Here is a 12,267-nt window from a genome sequence, read left to right on the forward strand (position 1 = left end):
CCATCTTTGCCGCTTAGATGCCAGGATTCAAGAAGGGGATGGCCGAACGCTTACCAACCTTCGAAGGATGCTCGAGGAGGATGAGGCTCTAGCTAATATTGAGCGCGAATTGACAGAGCGCCTTGCGAAGCGGGAGACAGCGTCAACGAAGGAAGAGGTGCGCCAGCAGGTTACAAAGCTGTTGAAGGAGGTCGGCCTGGAGGTTACGGATAGTGCGAAAGCCGATGTGATCGGCCAGAGCGAACGCAAGGCTGTCGTTAAAAATAAGCAGCAGCCTGTATACGTAAAAAGGGAGCCGCTGGAAACATTGCCGTTCCCCCAAGTTACTTTTTTGAAGTTTACTGTGCCCGACCAACACTTGGAAGTCTCGTTGCAAGACAGTCAATTGGTATTGGTGGAGACCGATGCTGACCTTGAGTTTGATCGTCGTGGGCTACTTGGAATTCGTAGTAGCGAAGAGCTATTGGAAGTAGAGAGCAAAGCGCGATTGGCTGGCGGCCGCGCAAGGTGGCGGTTGCGTCCGTCTGCGAAGGCCGTTGCGGGTCAAACAGGCGAAGTTACGGCATCCCTCACCAAACTTAATGGTGAGCAATTAGTCGCATCCATTTCTTTTGAGATTCTTCCGGCAAAAGAGCGACCGGTGAAAACCGGAAAGACTTCGGTTCCACCCTTTGAGATTAAAGCAATTAGTCCTTCTGACGAACAAGAATGGGAAATGCTTTGGCCTGAGGACATGCGCGATAGCGGTCGTCAACTTGCGCATGCGTATAAGGCGATGGAGATGGGTGGAAAAACTTGGGTCTACTACTCAACGATCTTTCCAGCTTATAGCATTGCGCTAGAAAAGCTAAAAGCGAACAAGACAGACCTTGTGCAGCCGTTTTCCAATGCTTACGAGATTTGGATCGCTTATCACGCGATTCTTCAGAGGCAAGCCGAAGTAAGACAGGAGTACAGCGGAGAGGACTCCGAAAAACTCAACTCCATACTTGATATAGAACGATCGGTTGTTGCCACTATGCAGGTAAAGCAGGCTATTCAGTATTCAGAGACATGGAAAAAGGGCTTGGTGGCGGGCTATACAACTCAGTAAGGGAACGCGATGGCGAAGAAGGACGATTTACAGCAATGGGTATTGGATGCGCTCACCACTAAGGGTGGAAGCGCTAAGCTCGTCGACGTTGCCAGGGCGATCTGGCAGACGCATGAAGATGACCTTATACGCTCAGGAGATCTTTTTTACACCTGGCAATACGACATGCGTTGGGCAGCAAGTCAGATGCGCAGAAAAGGGCTGCTAAAGAATGCCGGAGCTTCGCCTAGCGGCGTGTGGGAGCTGCTGTAGCTTGAGCAATAGAGTTATTCGAACACAACACTAACTTCGTGGGCTGACCTGTTGCTCTCTTGCGTACGGTTGTCGGCATCGCTAAACTTTTCGCTCCCTTCATCAAGGAGCCGCCATGCCCGATCCCTCCGACCTCCCCCCCAGCATCCTCTCCCACATCTCCCTGGGCACCAACGACTACCCGCGCGCCAGGGCGTTTTACGACGCGGTGCTGGGCACGTTGCAGATCAAGCAGGTGATGACGCATGGCGAGTCGGTGGCTTATGGCCGGACGTTTCCTGAATTCTGGATTGGCCGGCCGCTGGATGGTGGTAGCGCTGCGCCGGGCAATGGCACGCACATCTGCTTTCTGGCCAACTCGCCGGCGGAGGTGGATGCCTTTCATGCGAAGGCGCTGGCGCTGGGTGCGCTATGTGACGGGCCGCCGGGCTTGCGGCCGCATTACACGCCAACCTATTACGCGGCGTTTGTGCGCGACCTGGACGGACACAAGATTGAGGCGATGTGTTTTACCGGGGCGGCGGGCTGAGGCTGTTGGCACCCGTGCCGCGCGCAATCTCTTTTGCCAGAACCAAACCCGGCGCCCAGGCCGAACTGACTTGCGCCTGCACCTGCGGCGAAATGCGGGCGTCGGTGCTGCACTTTGACTGAGCCTGCGCCATTCCCTGGGCAATGCGTTCAATCACCGCTCTGGGGTCTGCTACGCCGCAGATGCGCCGGGGCATCGTCAATAGATGGAGACCGGGTTGAGGCTGTTCACGATCGTGAACAAATGGTGGGCGAAATTGCATAACGTTCATGATCGTGAACGTTTTTTGGGTTTCGGTCAGCCTGGACCCGATCTGCCCAGGCCAATGCCCCCGCCTTTGGAGCCTTTTATCGACGCCAATGCCTGTTCTGGGTTTATACACAGCCAAATCGGGCATTGGCCCTTATGCCACGGGCGCAAGCAGCTATTAAAAAAGTAGCTACTGGAGGCGGCTCACCAGTGCGTGCTGCCTGCCACCCGTTCCACTTCGTCCACCGCATATTTGGTGAACTCCTCGATTTCGGTGGCTTTGTCGAACACGGCGTCGGCGCCGAGGGCCGCCGTCTTGCTCCAGGCCGCTCCTGCCAAGTACAATCTGACTAGACTGACTAGATTGGAGAACCCCATGTCTACATGGCAATTGCAGGAAGCAAAAGGCAAATTCAGCGAGCTGGTGAAGCGTGCACTGAGCGAAGGGCCTCAGGGTATTACGGTACGTGGCGAGCCCGTGGCTGTGCTGGTATCGTGCGCGGAATACGCGCGCCTGACGCATCCAAAACCCGGGTTTGTCGAGTTCATGCGTGGCTCGCCCTTGGTCGGTGTGAAACTGAAAACGGAGCGAGAAACCGGTTTCACGCGCGAGATCGCCTTGTGAGTTACCTGATCGACACCAATGTGCTCTCGGAGCTGGTTCGCCCCAAACCCAGCGCCGCGGTGCTGCGCTGGTTTGCCAATACGCCAGACGACGCGCTTTTTTTGAGCGCCTTGACGCTAGGCGAAATTCGCAAAGGCGTCGAGAAAATGGCAGATATCCAGCGGCGTGAAAAATTGCGCCTCTGGCTGGAGCATGACTTGCGCGACTGGTTTGGTCCGCGCATTCTGCCAATTGGCACGGCAGTGGCCGATCACTGGGGGCGGCTGCTCGCTCAGGTGGGCCGTCCCGTGCCCGCCATCGACAGCCTGTTGGCTGCAACGGCGTTGCATCATGACTTGCGGCTGGTCACCCGCAACACCAAAGACTTTGTCTATGCTGGCCTGGAGCTTGTTAACCCGTGGCTGGCAGCGGTGGACTGACGGATCCGGGTGCTCGCCGGGTTCTCCTTTCAGCGCGCTGTTGGCTGTTTTTTATAGCCAGATCGGCCTCCAGCCCTTTGCTGGCGGGCGCAAGCAGCTATTAAAAAAGTAGCTACTGGAGGCGGCTCACCAGTGGGTGCTGCCTGTCACCCGTTCGACTTCGTCCACCGCATATTTGGTGAACTCCTCGATTTCGGTGGCTTTGTCGAACACGGCGTCGGCGCCGAGGGCCAGGCAACGCTGGCGGATAGGTGGGGTGGCGTAGCTGGTGAGGACGATGACTTTTTGGCGCAGGGCGCGGTTGCTGCAGCTTTTCACCACATTGAGGCCGCTGCCCTGCAGCAGGAAGAGGTCCACCACAGCCAGGTCCCAGTCGGCGGGGTGGTCGGCCAGCCACTGGCTGGCCTCGTCTTCGTTGCTGGCCCAGCCGACCACGCGGGCGCCGACCAGCTCTTCCAGCGACTCGGCAAGGTTGTCGCGGATGACGGGGCTGTCTTCGACCAGAAAAATTCTCAGGCGCATTTATTACTACATACAGCCCGGGCTTGGGCTGGGGATTGGGAAAAGTCTAGAAGCAGTCTACCCAAAGGCGAAACCGGGTAAACGCTAGAAAACAGGGCTTGATCCGCGTTGGCGCCTCCACGATGGCCGGAACGCGGCGTTGTCCGACACGGCGGGCTGGTGTGCAGCCGAAGAATATTAAGCCGAACGGACTAATCCAAGGAATGCACCATGAGCAGCAGCAAGCAGAACCCGCGCGACAAGCAACCAGCCCACACCGGCAAGGTTGAAAACGACAGCAACAAGATGGGCGAGCAGGACGCGACCCAGAAAAACCAGGGCAAGCGCACCCCGCAAAGCCGCAGCGACCGCGAGTCGCACATCGGCGGTGACAACCAGTCGCAGGCGCGGCGCGGAACGACGACCGGGCATTGAGGCGGGGCCGGCGGCCTCGTGCCAGGGTTATGAATCAAATCGGGCTCCAGCCCTTGGCTGCCGTGCGCCGGCAGCTATGGTTGCTATAGCGCGTGAGAGTGGGCTGCTCGCTGGCTCAATAACATTCCCGCTGGTACCATTGCGCCACGATGCATCCCCTCATCACACAAAAGCGCGCGGACATTGCGCGCATCTGTCAGCGCCTGCACATCCAGCGACTGGAAGTGTTCGGTTCGGCTGCGCGCGGTACGGACTTCGACCCCTTGCGCAGCGACGCCGATTTTCTGGTGGAATTCGCGCCCGGTAGCAAGCGCGGTCTGGACGGCTACTTTGCGCTCAAGGCAGAGCTGGAGCAACTGCTCGGCCGCGGAGTGGATCTGGTTGAACCACGCAGCGTGCGCAACCCCTATGTGCTGGCGGGCATCAACAGCGCACGTGAAGTGGTTTATGCAGCGTGACCCGCGGGCCTGGCTTTGGGACGTGCGCGAGGCTGCAGAGGCTGTCAAGCATTTCGTTGCCGGGCTGGATGCCAATAGTTATGCCCGCACCCCGCTGGTTTATTCGGCGGTAGAGCGCAAGTTTGAAATCATCGGCGAGGCGCTGAACCAACTGGCCAAGGCCAAGCCTGAGTTGGCCGCCCGCATTCCCCATCTGGCGCAGATTGTGGCGTTCAGGAACCAACTCATTCATGGTTATGCGCGGGTAGACCACGACACGGTGTGGGACGTCATTCAACAATCGCTGCCCGCGCTGGCAACGGTGGTTGATGAGCTGCTGCAGGAGCTGGAGCAGAGCTGACAGTTTGCATGTTTCGGTGGTTGCCGGTTGCTATTTTCAAGCCAAATCGGGCTCCGGCCCTTGTCTGCCATGCGCCGGCAGCTACCAAATAAATAGCGTCCACGCACCGCCCTGGCATGGACGGGCCACGGTGGCGCGCCCATAATCGCTCACATACTTCGAGGGGACTGTGATGACGATGATGATTCTGGGCCTGGTGCTTTTTCTGGGTGTGCATTCCATACGCATAGCTGCCGACGGCTGGCGCAGCGCCATGATTGGCCGCGTGGGTGAGCTGCCGTGGAAGGGTGTGTATGCGCTGCTGTCGATTGCCGGCTTTGTGCTGATCGTCTGGGGCTTCGGCCTGGCGCGGCAGCAGCCGGTGCAGTTGTGGATGCCGCCGCGGGGCATGCGGCACCTGGCCTCGCTGCTGACGCTGATTTCTTTTGTGCTGGTGGCGGCGGCCTATGTGCCGCGCAACGCCATCAAGGCGCGGTTGCACCACCCCATGGTGCTGGGTGTGAAGGTGTGGGCGCTGGCGCACCTGCTGGCCAATGGCAACCTGGCGCATGTGGTGCTGTTTGGCGCCTTCCTGGTGTGGGCGGTGCTGAGCTTTCGTGCGGCGCGGGCGCGCGACCGGGCTGCGGGCACGGTGTACCCGGCGGGCACCACTGCCGGCACGCTGGGCGCGGTGGTGGCGGGGGCGGCGTTCTGGGCGGTGTTTGCCTTCTGGGCGCACGGCGCGCTGATTGGCGTGCGGCCGATCGGGTGAGCTGTCTGCCCGGTGCGGGCTGATCAGCCTGCTTCGTCGGTGTCGCGCTCGCGGCTGCTGCGCCAGATGGCGCGCACCAGCCACAGCCCGCCCAGCACGGCGCTAATGAAGCCGAGCGAGCCGAGCAGAGGCAGCCCGAACAGGGTGGGGCCGCCCTTCACCGTCATGGCGATGGACGAGCCGATGATGAGCGCGGAAATCACCAGCGCCATGGCCAGGCGGTTGGCGGCGCGGTCGATCTGGTCGCCCACGCGCTTGAGGTGCGCCAGCTCGATGTGCACCTGCAGCCTGCCGCGGCGCGCGTTGCGCAGCAAGCGTGACACGTCGTGCGGCAGCTGCTCGATCACGGACAGGCTGCGGCGCAGGGTTTTCCAGGCGCGGCCGGCCAGGGCCTTGGGTTCGTAACGCGTACGCAGCACCTCGTGCAGCATGGGCGTGGCCTCGGTGGCCATGTGAAAGCCGGGGTCCAGCCCGCGGCCCATGCCTTCGAGCGAAATAAAGGCCTTGATGAGCAGCGCCAGATCGGAAGGCAGGCCCAGGTGATGCTCGCGCAGCAGGGCGGTGACGTCGGCCAGCATCAGGCTCAGGCTGAGTTCGGCCAGCGGCGTGCTGTGGTATTGGTCGACAAAGGCCTCGATCTCGGTTTCGAGCTGTGCCAGGTTGATGCCGTGGCCGTCGCCCGCCCAGTCGAGCAGCACCTCGGCCACGGCCTGCGCCTGCCGCTCGACCAAGCCCAGCAGCAGCTGCAGCAGCTCTTCACGCCGGCGTTCGGACAAGCGCCCGACCATGCCGAAGTCGATGAAGGCAATGCCGTTGCCGGGCAGGTAAAACACGTTGCCGGGGTGCGGGTCGGCGTGGAAGAAACCGTCCTCGACAATCATTTTCAGCACAGCCTGGGCGCCGCGCTGGGCCAGCAGCGTGCGGTCGAAGCCGGCTTCGGGCGTGAGCTGGCCCAGCTGGTCGCCGGGGATGCCACCCACAAAGTCCTGCACGTTCACGCGCTCGCCGGTGTGCGCCCAGTGCACGCGCGGAATGACGATCCACGGCAGCGGCGCCATGTTGGCGGTGATGCGTTCGGCGTGGCGGCATTCGGCGGCCAGGTCCAGCTCGCGGCGCAGCGACTTGACGAACTCACGCACCAGCTGCTGCAGGTGGTAGGGCTTGAGCGCGGGCACCTCGGCCTCGGCCAGTGCGGCCAGGCGGGCAAGCAGGCGCAGGTCGGCCTCGATCACTTCAGTGATGCCGGGGCGGCGGATCTTGACGACGACTTCGGTGCCGTCTTTGAGCTGCGCGCGGTGCACCTGCGCAATGGAGGCGGCGGCCAGCGGCACGGTGTCGAAGCGGGCAAACACGTCTTCGGGCTCGCCGCCCAGGTCTTCGCGCAGCTGGGGCCGCAGCAGTTCGAGCGGCACGGCGGGCACATGGCTGTGCAGCTTTTCAAACTCGGCAATCCACTCGGGGCCAAACAGGTCGGCGCGGCCGGCGAGGATTTGCCCGAGCTTGACGAAGGCCGGGCCCAGCTCTTCCATGGCCAGGCGCACCTGCGCGGGCGGCGTGATGCGGGCCAGGTCGGCCACGTGGTCCCACCGCAGCACGTGGCCGGCGCGCTCGAGCCGGTCGGCCAGGCCGAGGCGGCGCACCGTGTCGCCAAAGCCGTGCCGAATCAGCACCACGGCGATTTCGTTGAGGCGCCCCATGTCGCGCGCCGCGCTCAGAGTCTCTGTCAGCATGGGTGGATGATAGCCCTGCGCCTGGGCCTGGAGCGGGCCTGGGGCCGGGGCTTGCCGCAGGCTCAGGATGATCGATTGGGGCTTCAATCCTTCGTCGAGCTCAGGACAGGCCTCGACAGGCTCAGCCCGAACGGGGAGGTGCCATGGATTGCGAAATCATCAATGGCGAAAACGCGCAAGCCCGTAGCGGTTTGCGCTGCGGGCTTGCGGGTAAAAGAGCGGAGCCGTTGTTGGCCCCGGTGCGCCTTACTGGGCGTTGAAGGGCTGGCCTGCAACCCGCAGGCCGTTGTCCACGGCCTGGTGTTGCGCGAGGTAGTGCGAGCCACTGTCTTCACCACCGAAGGCGGCGACTTCGTTGCGGGAGGCGATGTACTCGGCCACCACCTGGGCGCGCGAAGCTGTGCTCTGGAACTTGGCCAGCGGGTTGTACCGGGTGGACCATGGGCTGGTGCCGGACTTCTTGAACTGGTCGAGTTCGGCGCGCACTTCAGCGCGGCTTTTCGTGCTGGTGAAAGGCGTGGTGTCGATGGTGATGTCGTCGGCGAAGGCGTTGCCGGCTACAGCAGCGGCGGCGATGACGAGGGTGGAGGCGATTTTGCGGTTCATGATCAGGTTTCCTTGATAAGTGGATGACAAATCCGGGCATGGCGAGCCCTGGTGGCCCGTCTGTTTCCAGCCTCGGTGAGTCGTTGCTTGAAGGTTGCGGCTCATCGATGAAGAGCAGATGGGCGGCAAACCCCCGGTCACAAGCCGCAGTTTTGGAGATGGTCTGTTTCGGGTTTCGCAATAATCCGGTGGCCAGGGTGCCATTGCCCTAGCGCTCGCACGCTGTGGGCCTGGGGCCTAGTACTGCAACCCGAAAATATCAAAACATGAAAGCGCGTCTTCGCACTCATGGCGGCGTTGCAATCCTTGCGAAGGCGCACAGCCTTCGCTGCGGCTTGCGCCTTGCCCTGGGCGCGAAGCCATCACTTTCATCTTGTTTCGCTACTTCCGGGTTGCAGTACTAGCGCGCCAGCACCCAGCGGCTGATCTTGCCGACCACCTCGGGCTCGAGGCCGTTGAAGCCATGGTAGGCCATGGCTTCGCAGGGGTCGCCGGTGCTCTGGCCGCCGGTGACGGTGATCAGTTCGGCCTTGGGCGTTTTAGCCAGCTTGTCCATCAGCGGCGGCATGTCGCTGAAGCGGCAAACCCGGCAGGCGTCCAGCGCATGGTGCACCACCAGCACCGGAATGCGCAGTGTTTCCATCGGCATTTTGGGCACCGCGCGGCTGTTGCGGTCTGTGAGGACGGTGGCCGTCAGAACCAGCCCGTCGGGACCGCCCCGTGCGGCGGGCAGTTCTGTTGCAAGGTAAGCGGCGGATTGTGTGCCGCGGCTGGTGCCGACCAGCCATACCGGCACCGGTGCCTGCTGCTTGAGCCAGGCAATCACCGCGGCGATGTCGGTGGCGTGTTCACGTGTTTGCCGATAGCCGCTGAGGAAGGGCGGCGACTGGCGGTCGGACGGCGCGTCCACCACCGCCACGGCCAGGCCTGCGTCGGCAAACAGCTGCCGCGCGCGTACGAGGAAGTTGCCCTTGCCCCAGGTGAAGCCGCCGTCGCCGGAGATCCGCAGGCCGCCATGGCCGCCCGCGAACAGGATGACCGAGGCCTTCGGCTGTGGCGGTGCGATGTAGACAAAGCGCTGCGTCACGCCGGGCCGGGTGGGAACGTCCACCACCTTCTGCATGGTTTGTGCCAGTGCGCCCTGGCAGGCCAGCGCCCATGCCAGCAGGCAGATCGCCAGGCCCTTGCTGTGCAGGGTGTTTTTCATGCCGGGTCGCTTTTCTTGAATCGCCTGTTGGCCTTTGCTGCGTAGGTGCGGGCAGCTATTGAAACAGCAGCATATCGCAGCGGGGCCGGCGCGGGTTTATTCGGCCAGCACGGCCTTGATCCATTGGATGATCTCGTCGCTGGCGACGCGCGGTGTGTCCAGGTGCCCGCCAGGGACTTCCAGGTATTTGTTTTTCGGGTTGGCGGGAAGCTTGTCGACGTAATAGGTCTTGATGCGGCTGAACAGCGGGTCTTTTTCGCCGATCACCGTCATCACCGGTGTGCCGGCGGGCACGCGCGGGGCGGTCACTGACATCTCGGCGTCGGAGCTCGGGTCGAAGTACGACAAAAAGTCCTTGGCTGTGGTGATCACGGTCTGCTGGCGGCCCTGGTTGATGTCGCTGAAGCGTTCGCGCGAGTCGCCCTTGCCGGCGGCCACCTGCGCGCGTGCTTCGTCAACACTCTCGCGTACCACCTTGAGCGGGGGGTAGGTGTAATAGCCCAGCGGAATGTGGCCTGGCGCGAGCAGCACCAGCGCCTGGACATCGCCGCCCCGGGCCGCGTGACTGAGCGCTGCGGGCGCACCCAGGCTGTGGCCGACCAGCACGATGTGGGTGGCGCCGGCATCGCGCAGCGCCTTGACCTCGGATGCCATTTCCGCCATGGCCTTGTCCCAGTGGCCGTCCAGGTAACGGCCGCGCGACCAGGGCATGTCTGGAAAACGCACCAGCCAGCCCTGGCGCTCGAAGACGCCTTTACTCGGGCCGAAGTTGGGGTCCTGGTTGCTGCCGGGGTTTTTGCCGTGCAGCATGAGCACGCCGATGCGCTGCTGCGCTGCGGCGGTGAGCGGGGCGAGGGTAGCGGCGAGCGCGGCGCAGCTGATGGCAAGGGCGGAAACAACAGAGAAGAGGCGGCGTTGCATGGAACTCCTTGTGGTGGTGATGGAAACGGGTTCCGAGCTCAGTGTAAGCAAGACATGAGCCGACACGGGTGGGGAAAGCCCGATGCACCCCATGAACAGGGGGCAGGTGCCTCAAGTGTCCGGAAAGCCTGCAAACCATCTCGCAAGATATCCTGCAGCCATCGGGAAAATTGCTCGTGTGACACAGACTTGGCTATGCTTGCCAAGTCGCAAATATTCACGCAACCCGAGGCGGAGGCAGGCGCAGCATCATGAAACTTTTTCTTCGTTCTTTTCTTTTCTTCCTCGCCGCCGTGTTGGTTCTGGGTGGGGTGGCTGTGGTGGCCACCTGGGCGCCGGACAAGCCGGTGGACGAACTCAAGCCGCGCTGGGCAAAGCCGCCTTCGCAGTTCATCGCCATTGACGGCATGCAGGTGCACCTGCGCGACGAGGGGCCGCGTGACGACTCGCTGCCCATCGTGCTGATTCACGGCACCTCGGCCAGCCTGCACACCTGGGAGGGCTGGGCCGTTGCCCTGCGCGGACAGCGGCGCGTGATCCGTTTTGACCTGCCGGGTTTTGCGCTGACAGGGCCGAACCGGCAGAACGATTATTCGCCCGAGGCTTACGTGCGCTTCGTCACGGCCGTGCTGGACCAGCTGGGGGTGCAGCGGTTTGTGCTGGCAGGCAATTCGCTGGGCGGGCAGGTGGCCTGGGCCACGGCGGTAGCGGCGCCGCAGCGCGTGGCGCGGCTGGTGCTGGTCGATGCCAGCGGCTACCCGCCGGAATCGGCCAGCGTGCCGCCCTCGCTGCCGCTGGGTTTTCGCATTGCACGCATGCCGGCGCTGCGGGTGCTGACGCGCTACATACTGCCGCGCAGCGTCGTGGAAAAAAGCGTGCGCAATGTGTATGGCGACCCGTCAAAAGTGACGCCCGAGCTGGTGGACCTGTACATGGACATGACGCTGCGCGCGGGCAACCGCCAGGCGCTGGGACGGCGCATGGACCAGGGCTACGCCGGCAATGTGGCAGGGCTGAAGGCGCTGGCCATGCCCACGCTGATTCTCTGGGGCGGCCAGGACCGCCTGATTCCGCTGGAGTTCGGCAAGCGTTTTGCACGTGACATCAGGGGCAGCGAGCTGGTGGTGTTCGACGACCTGGGCCACGTGCCGCACGAGGAAGACCCGGCGCGCACGGTGGCGGTGGTGAAGAGGTTTCTGGGTTTGTAAGCTGATTTCCTGACGGGCTATAATTCCTTACCTAACGTAAGGAGCTTTCATCATGCCTGCCGCTACGCTGACTTCCAAGGGACAAATCACTTTGCCTGCCGCCGTGCGCTCGGCGCTGGGGCTCCATGCGGGCAGCAAAGTAGACTTTGTGCCGGTTGAAGATGGCTTCAAGGTCGTGGCTTTGCACGCGGACGTTGTGTCGCTCAAGGGCCGGTTTGCCGGGCGGGTGAAAAAGCCGGTAAGCATCGAAGCCATGGACCAGGCGATTGCCGCTCAGGCTGTTGCGCGTCACCGGTAAGACGCGTGATTGGGCTCGACACCAATGTGCTGGTGCGCTATCTCGCGCAGGACGACGCAAAACAGGCGGCATTCGCTACCCGGCTGATCGAAAAGGAACTGAGCATTGCCGTGCCGGGATTTCTCAGCCTCGTTGTGCTCGTCGAGCTTTGCTGGGTGCTGCAAAAACTCTACGGTGCCACATCGGGTGAGCTGGCCACGACGGTGGAGGATCTTCTGGGCACACCTCAATTTCGCGTGGAGCGACGCGATGTGGTTCAAGCGGCGCTACGGCAACTGCGCAGCACTAAAACCGGCAAGGCTGGGTTTGCAGATGCATTGATCGCGCAGCTGGCCGACAGTGAAGGCTGTACACGGACCCTGACTTTTGACAAGGTTGCCGCGCGCGCCTCCGGAATGACGCTGCTCGAATAAGCGGCGGCGCAGGCTGCCTACTTGTTGTCGGGCAGCTCGATCTTGACTTCGAGCACGTCCAGATTGTCCTGGCGCTCAAGGTTGACCTTGATGTCGTTCGGGTCGATCTTGATGTATTTGGAGATCACCGCGATCAGATCGCGCTGCAGCGCGGGCAGGTAGTCGGGCTCGTGGCTGTGGCGGCCTGAGCGTTCGTGCGCCAGGATGATCTGCAGCCGCTCTTTGGCGACGC

The 12,267-nt window shown here is 62.4% G+C and carries 20 protein-coding genes; 12 read left to right on the plus strand and 8 right to left on the minus strand.

Going from position 1 to position 12,267, the window contains the following annotated elements; translation table 11 throughout:
• The 3 genes from ABI660_RS21045 to ABI660_RS21055 form a co-directional block, all read left to right on the plus strand.
• A partial coding sequence (locus ABI660_RS21045) for a hypothetical protein (RefSeq protein WP_348071796.1) occupies positions 1-1,093 on the plus strand: 1,093 nt, incomplete at its 5' end.
• A gap of 9 nt (positions 1,094-1,102) precedes the next feature.
• Positions 1,103-1,345, plus strand: a complete 243-nt coding sequence (locus ABI660_RS21050) for a hypothetical protein (protein WP_348071798.1) — start codon at positions 1,103-1,105, stop codon at positions 1,343-1,345.
• A gap of 115 nt (positions 1,346-1,460) precedes the next feature.
• Positions 1,461-1,874, plus strand: a complete 414-nt coding sequence (locus ABI660_RS21055) for a VOC family protein (RefSeq protein ID WP_348071800.1) — start codon at positions 1,461-1,463, stop codon at positions 1,872-1,874.
• On the opposite strand, the gene ABI660_RS21060 is transcribed toward ABI660_RS21055, so the two are convergent.
• Both ABI660_RS21060 and ABI660_RS21065 read right to left on the minus strand, forming a co-directional pair.
• Complete coding sequence (locus ABI660_RS21060) at positions 1,855-2,271, minus strand: hypothetical protein (protein WP_348071802.1); 417 nt, start codon at positions 2,269-2,271, stop codon at positions 1,855-1,857. The two genes, ABI660_RS21055 and ABI660_RS21060, sit on opposite strands and share 20 nt — an antisense overlap.
• Before the next feature lie 56 nt (positions 2,272-2,327).
• Positions 2,328-2,462, minus strand: coding sequence for a hypothetical protein (locus tag ABI660_RS21065; RefSeq protein ID WP_348071804.1), 135 nt, complete (start codon positions 2,460-2,462; stop codon positions 2,328-2,330).
• 37 nt (positions 2,463-2,499) lie between these two features.
• Between ABI660_RS21065 and ABI660_RS21070 the strand changes: the two genes are divergently transcribed.
• Together ABI660_RS21070 and ABI660_RS21075 are read left to right on the plus strand one after the other, a co-directional pair.
• On the plus strand, positions 2,500-2,748 hold the full coding sequence (locus tag ABI660_RS21070) for a type II toxin-antitoxin system Phd/YefM family antitoxin (protein WP_348071806.1): 249 nt from the start codon (positions 2,500-2,502) through the stop codon (positions 2,746-2,748).
• Positions 2,745-3,167 carry a type II toxin-antitoxin system VapC family toxin gene (locus ABI660_RS21075; protein WP_348071808.1) on the plus strand — a complete coding sequence of 141 codons (423 nt, stop codon included), beginning with the start codon at positions 2,745-2,747 and terminating at the stop codon, positions 3,165-3,167. Before ABI660_RS21070 ends, ABI660_RS21075 begins: the two co-directional genes overlap by 4 nt.
• A 126-nt stretch (positions 3,168-3,293) precedes the next feature.
• Here the strand turns inward: ABI660_RS21075 and ABI660_RS21080 are convergent, their stop codons facing one another.
• Complete coding sequence (locus tag ABI660_RS21080; protein ID WP_348071810.1) at positions 3,294-3,689, minus strand: response regulator transcription factor; 396 nt, start codon at positions 3,687-3,689, stop codon at positions 3,294-3,296.
• A 210-nt stretch (positions 3,690-3,899) separates the two neighbouring features.
• Here ABI660_RS21080 and ABI660_RS21085 point away from each other — a divergent pair, with 210 nt between their 5' ends.
• The 4 genes from ABI660_RS21085 to ABI660_RS21100 all read left to right on the plus strand — a co-directional run bounded on the left by ABI660_RS21085 (position 3,900) and on the right by ABI660_RS21100 (position 5,652).
• Complete coding sequence (locus tag ABI660_RS21085) at positions 3,900-4,103, plus strand: hypothetical protein (protein ID WP_348071811.1); 204 nt, start codon at positions 3,900-3,902, stop codon at positions 4,101-4,103.
• Between the two features lie 149 nt (positions 4,104-4,252).
• Positions 4,253-4,561, plus strand: coding sequence for a nucleotidyltransferase domain-containing protein (locus ABI660_RS21090; protein WP_348071812.1), 309 nt, complete (start codon positions 4,253-4,255; stop codon positions 4,559-4,561).
• The gene (locus ABI660_RS21095) at positions 4,539-4,901 is read left to right on the plus strand and encodes a HepT-like ribonuclease domain-containing protein (protein ID WP_348071814.1); all 363 of its coding nucleotides are present in this window, start codon (positions 4,539-4,541) and stop codon (positions 4,899-4,901) included. Before ABI660_RS21090 ends, ABI660_RS21095 begins: the two co-directional genes overlap by 23 nt.
• Positions 4,902-5,073: 172 nt before the next feature.
• Positions 5,074-5,652 carry an NnrU family protein gene (locus ABI660_RS21100; RefSeq protein ID WP_348071816.1) on the plus strand — a complete coding sequence of 193 codons (579 nt, stop codon included), beginning with the start codon at positions 5,074-5,076 and terminating at the stop codon, positions 5,650-5,652.
• A gap of 23 nt (positions 5,653-5,675) precedes the next feature.
• On the opposite strand, the gene ABI660_RS21105 is transcribed toward ABI660_RS21100, so the two are convergent.
• The 4 genes from ABI660_RS21105 to ABI660_RS21120 all read right to left on the minus strand — a co-directional run bounded on the left by ABI660_RS21105 (position 5,676) and on the right by ABI660_RS21120 (position 10,116).
• Positions 5,676-7,382: an AarF/UbiB family protein gene (locus ABI660_RS21105; protein ID WP_348071818.1), complete on the minus strand. Its 1,707-nt coding sequence runs from the start codon at positions 7,380-7,382 to the stop codon at positions 5,676-5,678.
• A gap of 246 nt (positions 7,383-7,628) precedes the next feature.
• Entirely contained in the window at positions 7,629-7,988 is a 360-nt protein-coding gene (locus ABI660_RS21110; protein WP_348071820.1) for a DUF4148 domain-containing protein, read from the minus strand.
• Positions 7,989-8,388: 400 nt separating this feature from the next.
• Positions 8,389-9,195 (minus strand): alpha/beta hydrolase, encoded by an 807-nt coding sequence (locus ABI660_RS21115; protein WP_348071822.1) that lies wholly within the window; start codon positions 9,193-9,195, stop codon positions 8,389-8,391.
• A 96-nt stretch (positions 9,196-9,291) separates the two neighbouring features.
• Positions 9,292-10,116: an alpha/beta hydrolase gene (locus tag ABI660_RS21120; RefSeq protein ID WP_348071824.1), complete on the minus strand. Its 825-nt coding sequence runs from the start codon at positions 10,114-10,116 to the stop codon at positions 9,292-9,294.
• 251 nt (positions 10,117-10,367) lie between these two features.
• Here ABI660_RS21120 and ABI660_RS21125 point away from each other — a divergent pair, with 251 nt between their 5' ends.
• The 3 genes from ABI660_RS21125 to ABI660_RS21135 are packed head-to-tail and all read left to right on the plus strand — an operon-like array spanning position 10,368 to position 12,035.
• Entirely contained in the window at positions 10,368-11,324 is a 957-nt protein-coding gene (locus ABI660_RS21125) for an alpha/beta hydrolase (protein ID WP_348071826.1), read from the plus strand.
• 52 nt (positions 11,325-11,376) lie between these two features.
• Positions 11,377-11,622 carry an AbrB/MazE/SpoVT family DNA-binding domain-containing protein gene (locus tag ABI660_RS21130; RefSeq protein ID WP_348071828.1) on the plus strand — a complete coding sequence of 82 codons (246 nt, stop codon included), beginning with the start codon at positions 11,377-11,379 and terminating at the stop codon, positions 11,620-11,622.
• A 5-nt stretch (positions 11,623-11,627) separates the two neighbouring features.
• Positions 11,628-12,035, plus strand: coding sequence for a type II toxin-antitoxin system VapC family toxin (locus ABI660_RS21135; protein WP_348071830.1), 408 nt, complete (start codon positions 11,628-11,630; stop codon positions 12,033-12,035).
• A gap of 17 nt (positions 12,036-12,052) precedes the next feature.
• Here ABI660_RS21135 and minE read toward each other — a convergent pair.
• On the minus strand, positions 12,053-12,267 hold a 215-nt coding region (gene minE, locus ABI660_RS21140; RefSeq protein ID WP_348071832.1), incomplete at its 5' end, for a cell division topological specificity factor MinE.

Origin of the sequence: Polaromonas sp. (assembly GCF_039930745.1) — a bacterium.
GTDB lineage: Bacteria > Pseudomonadota > Gammaproteobacteria > Burkholderiales > Burkholderiaceae_C > Polaromonas.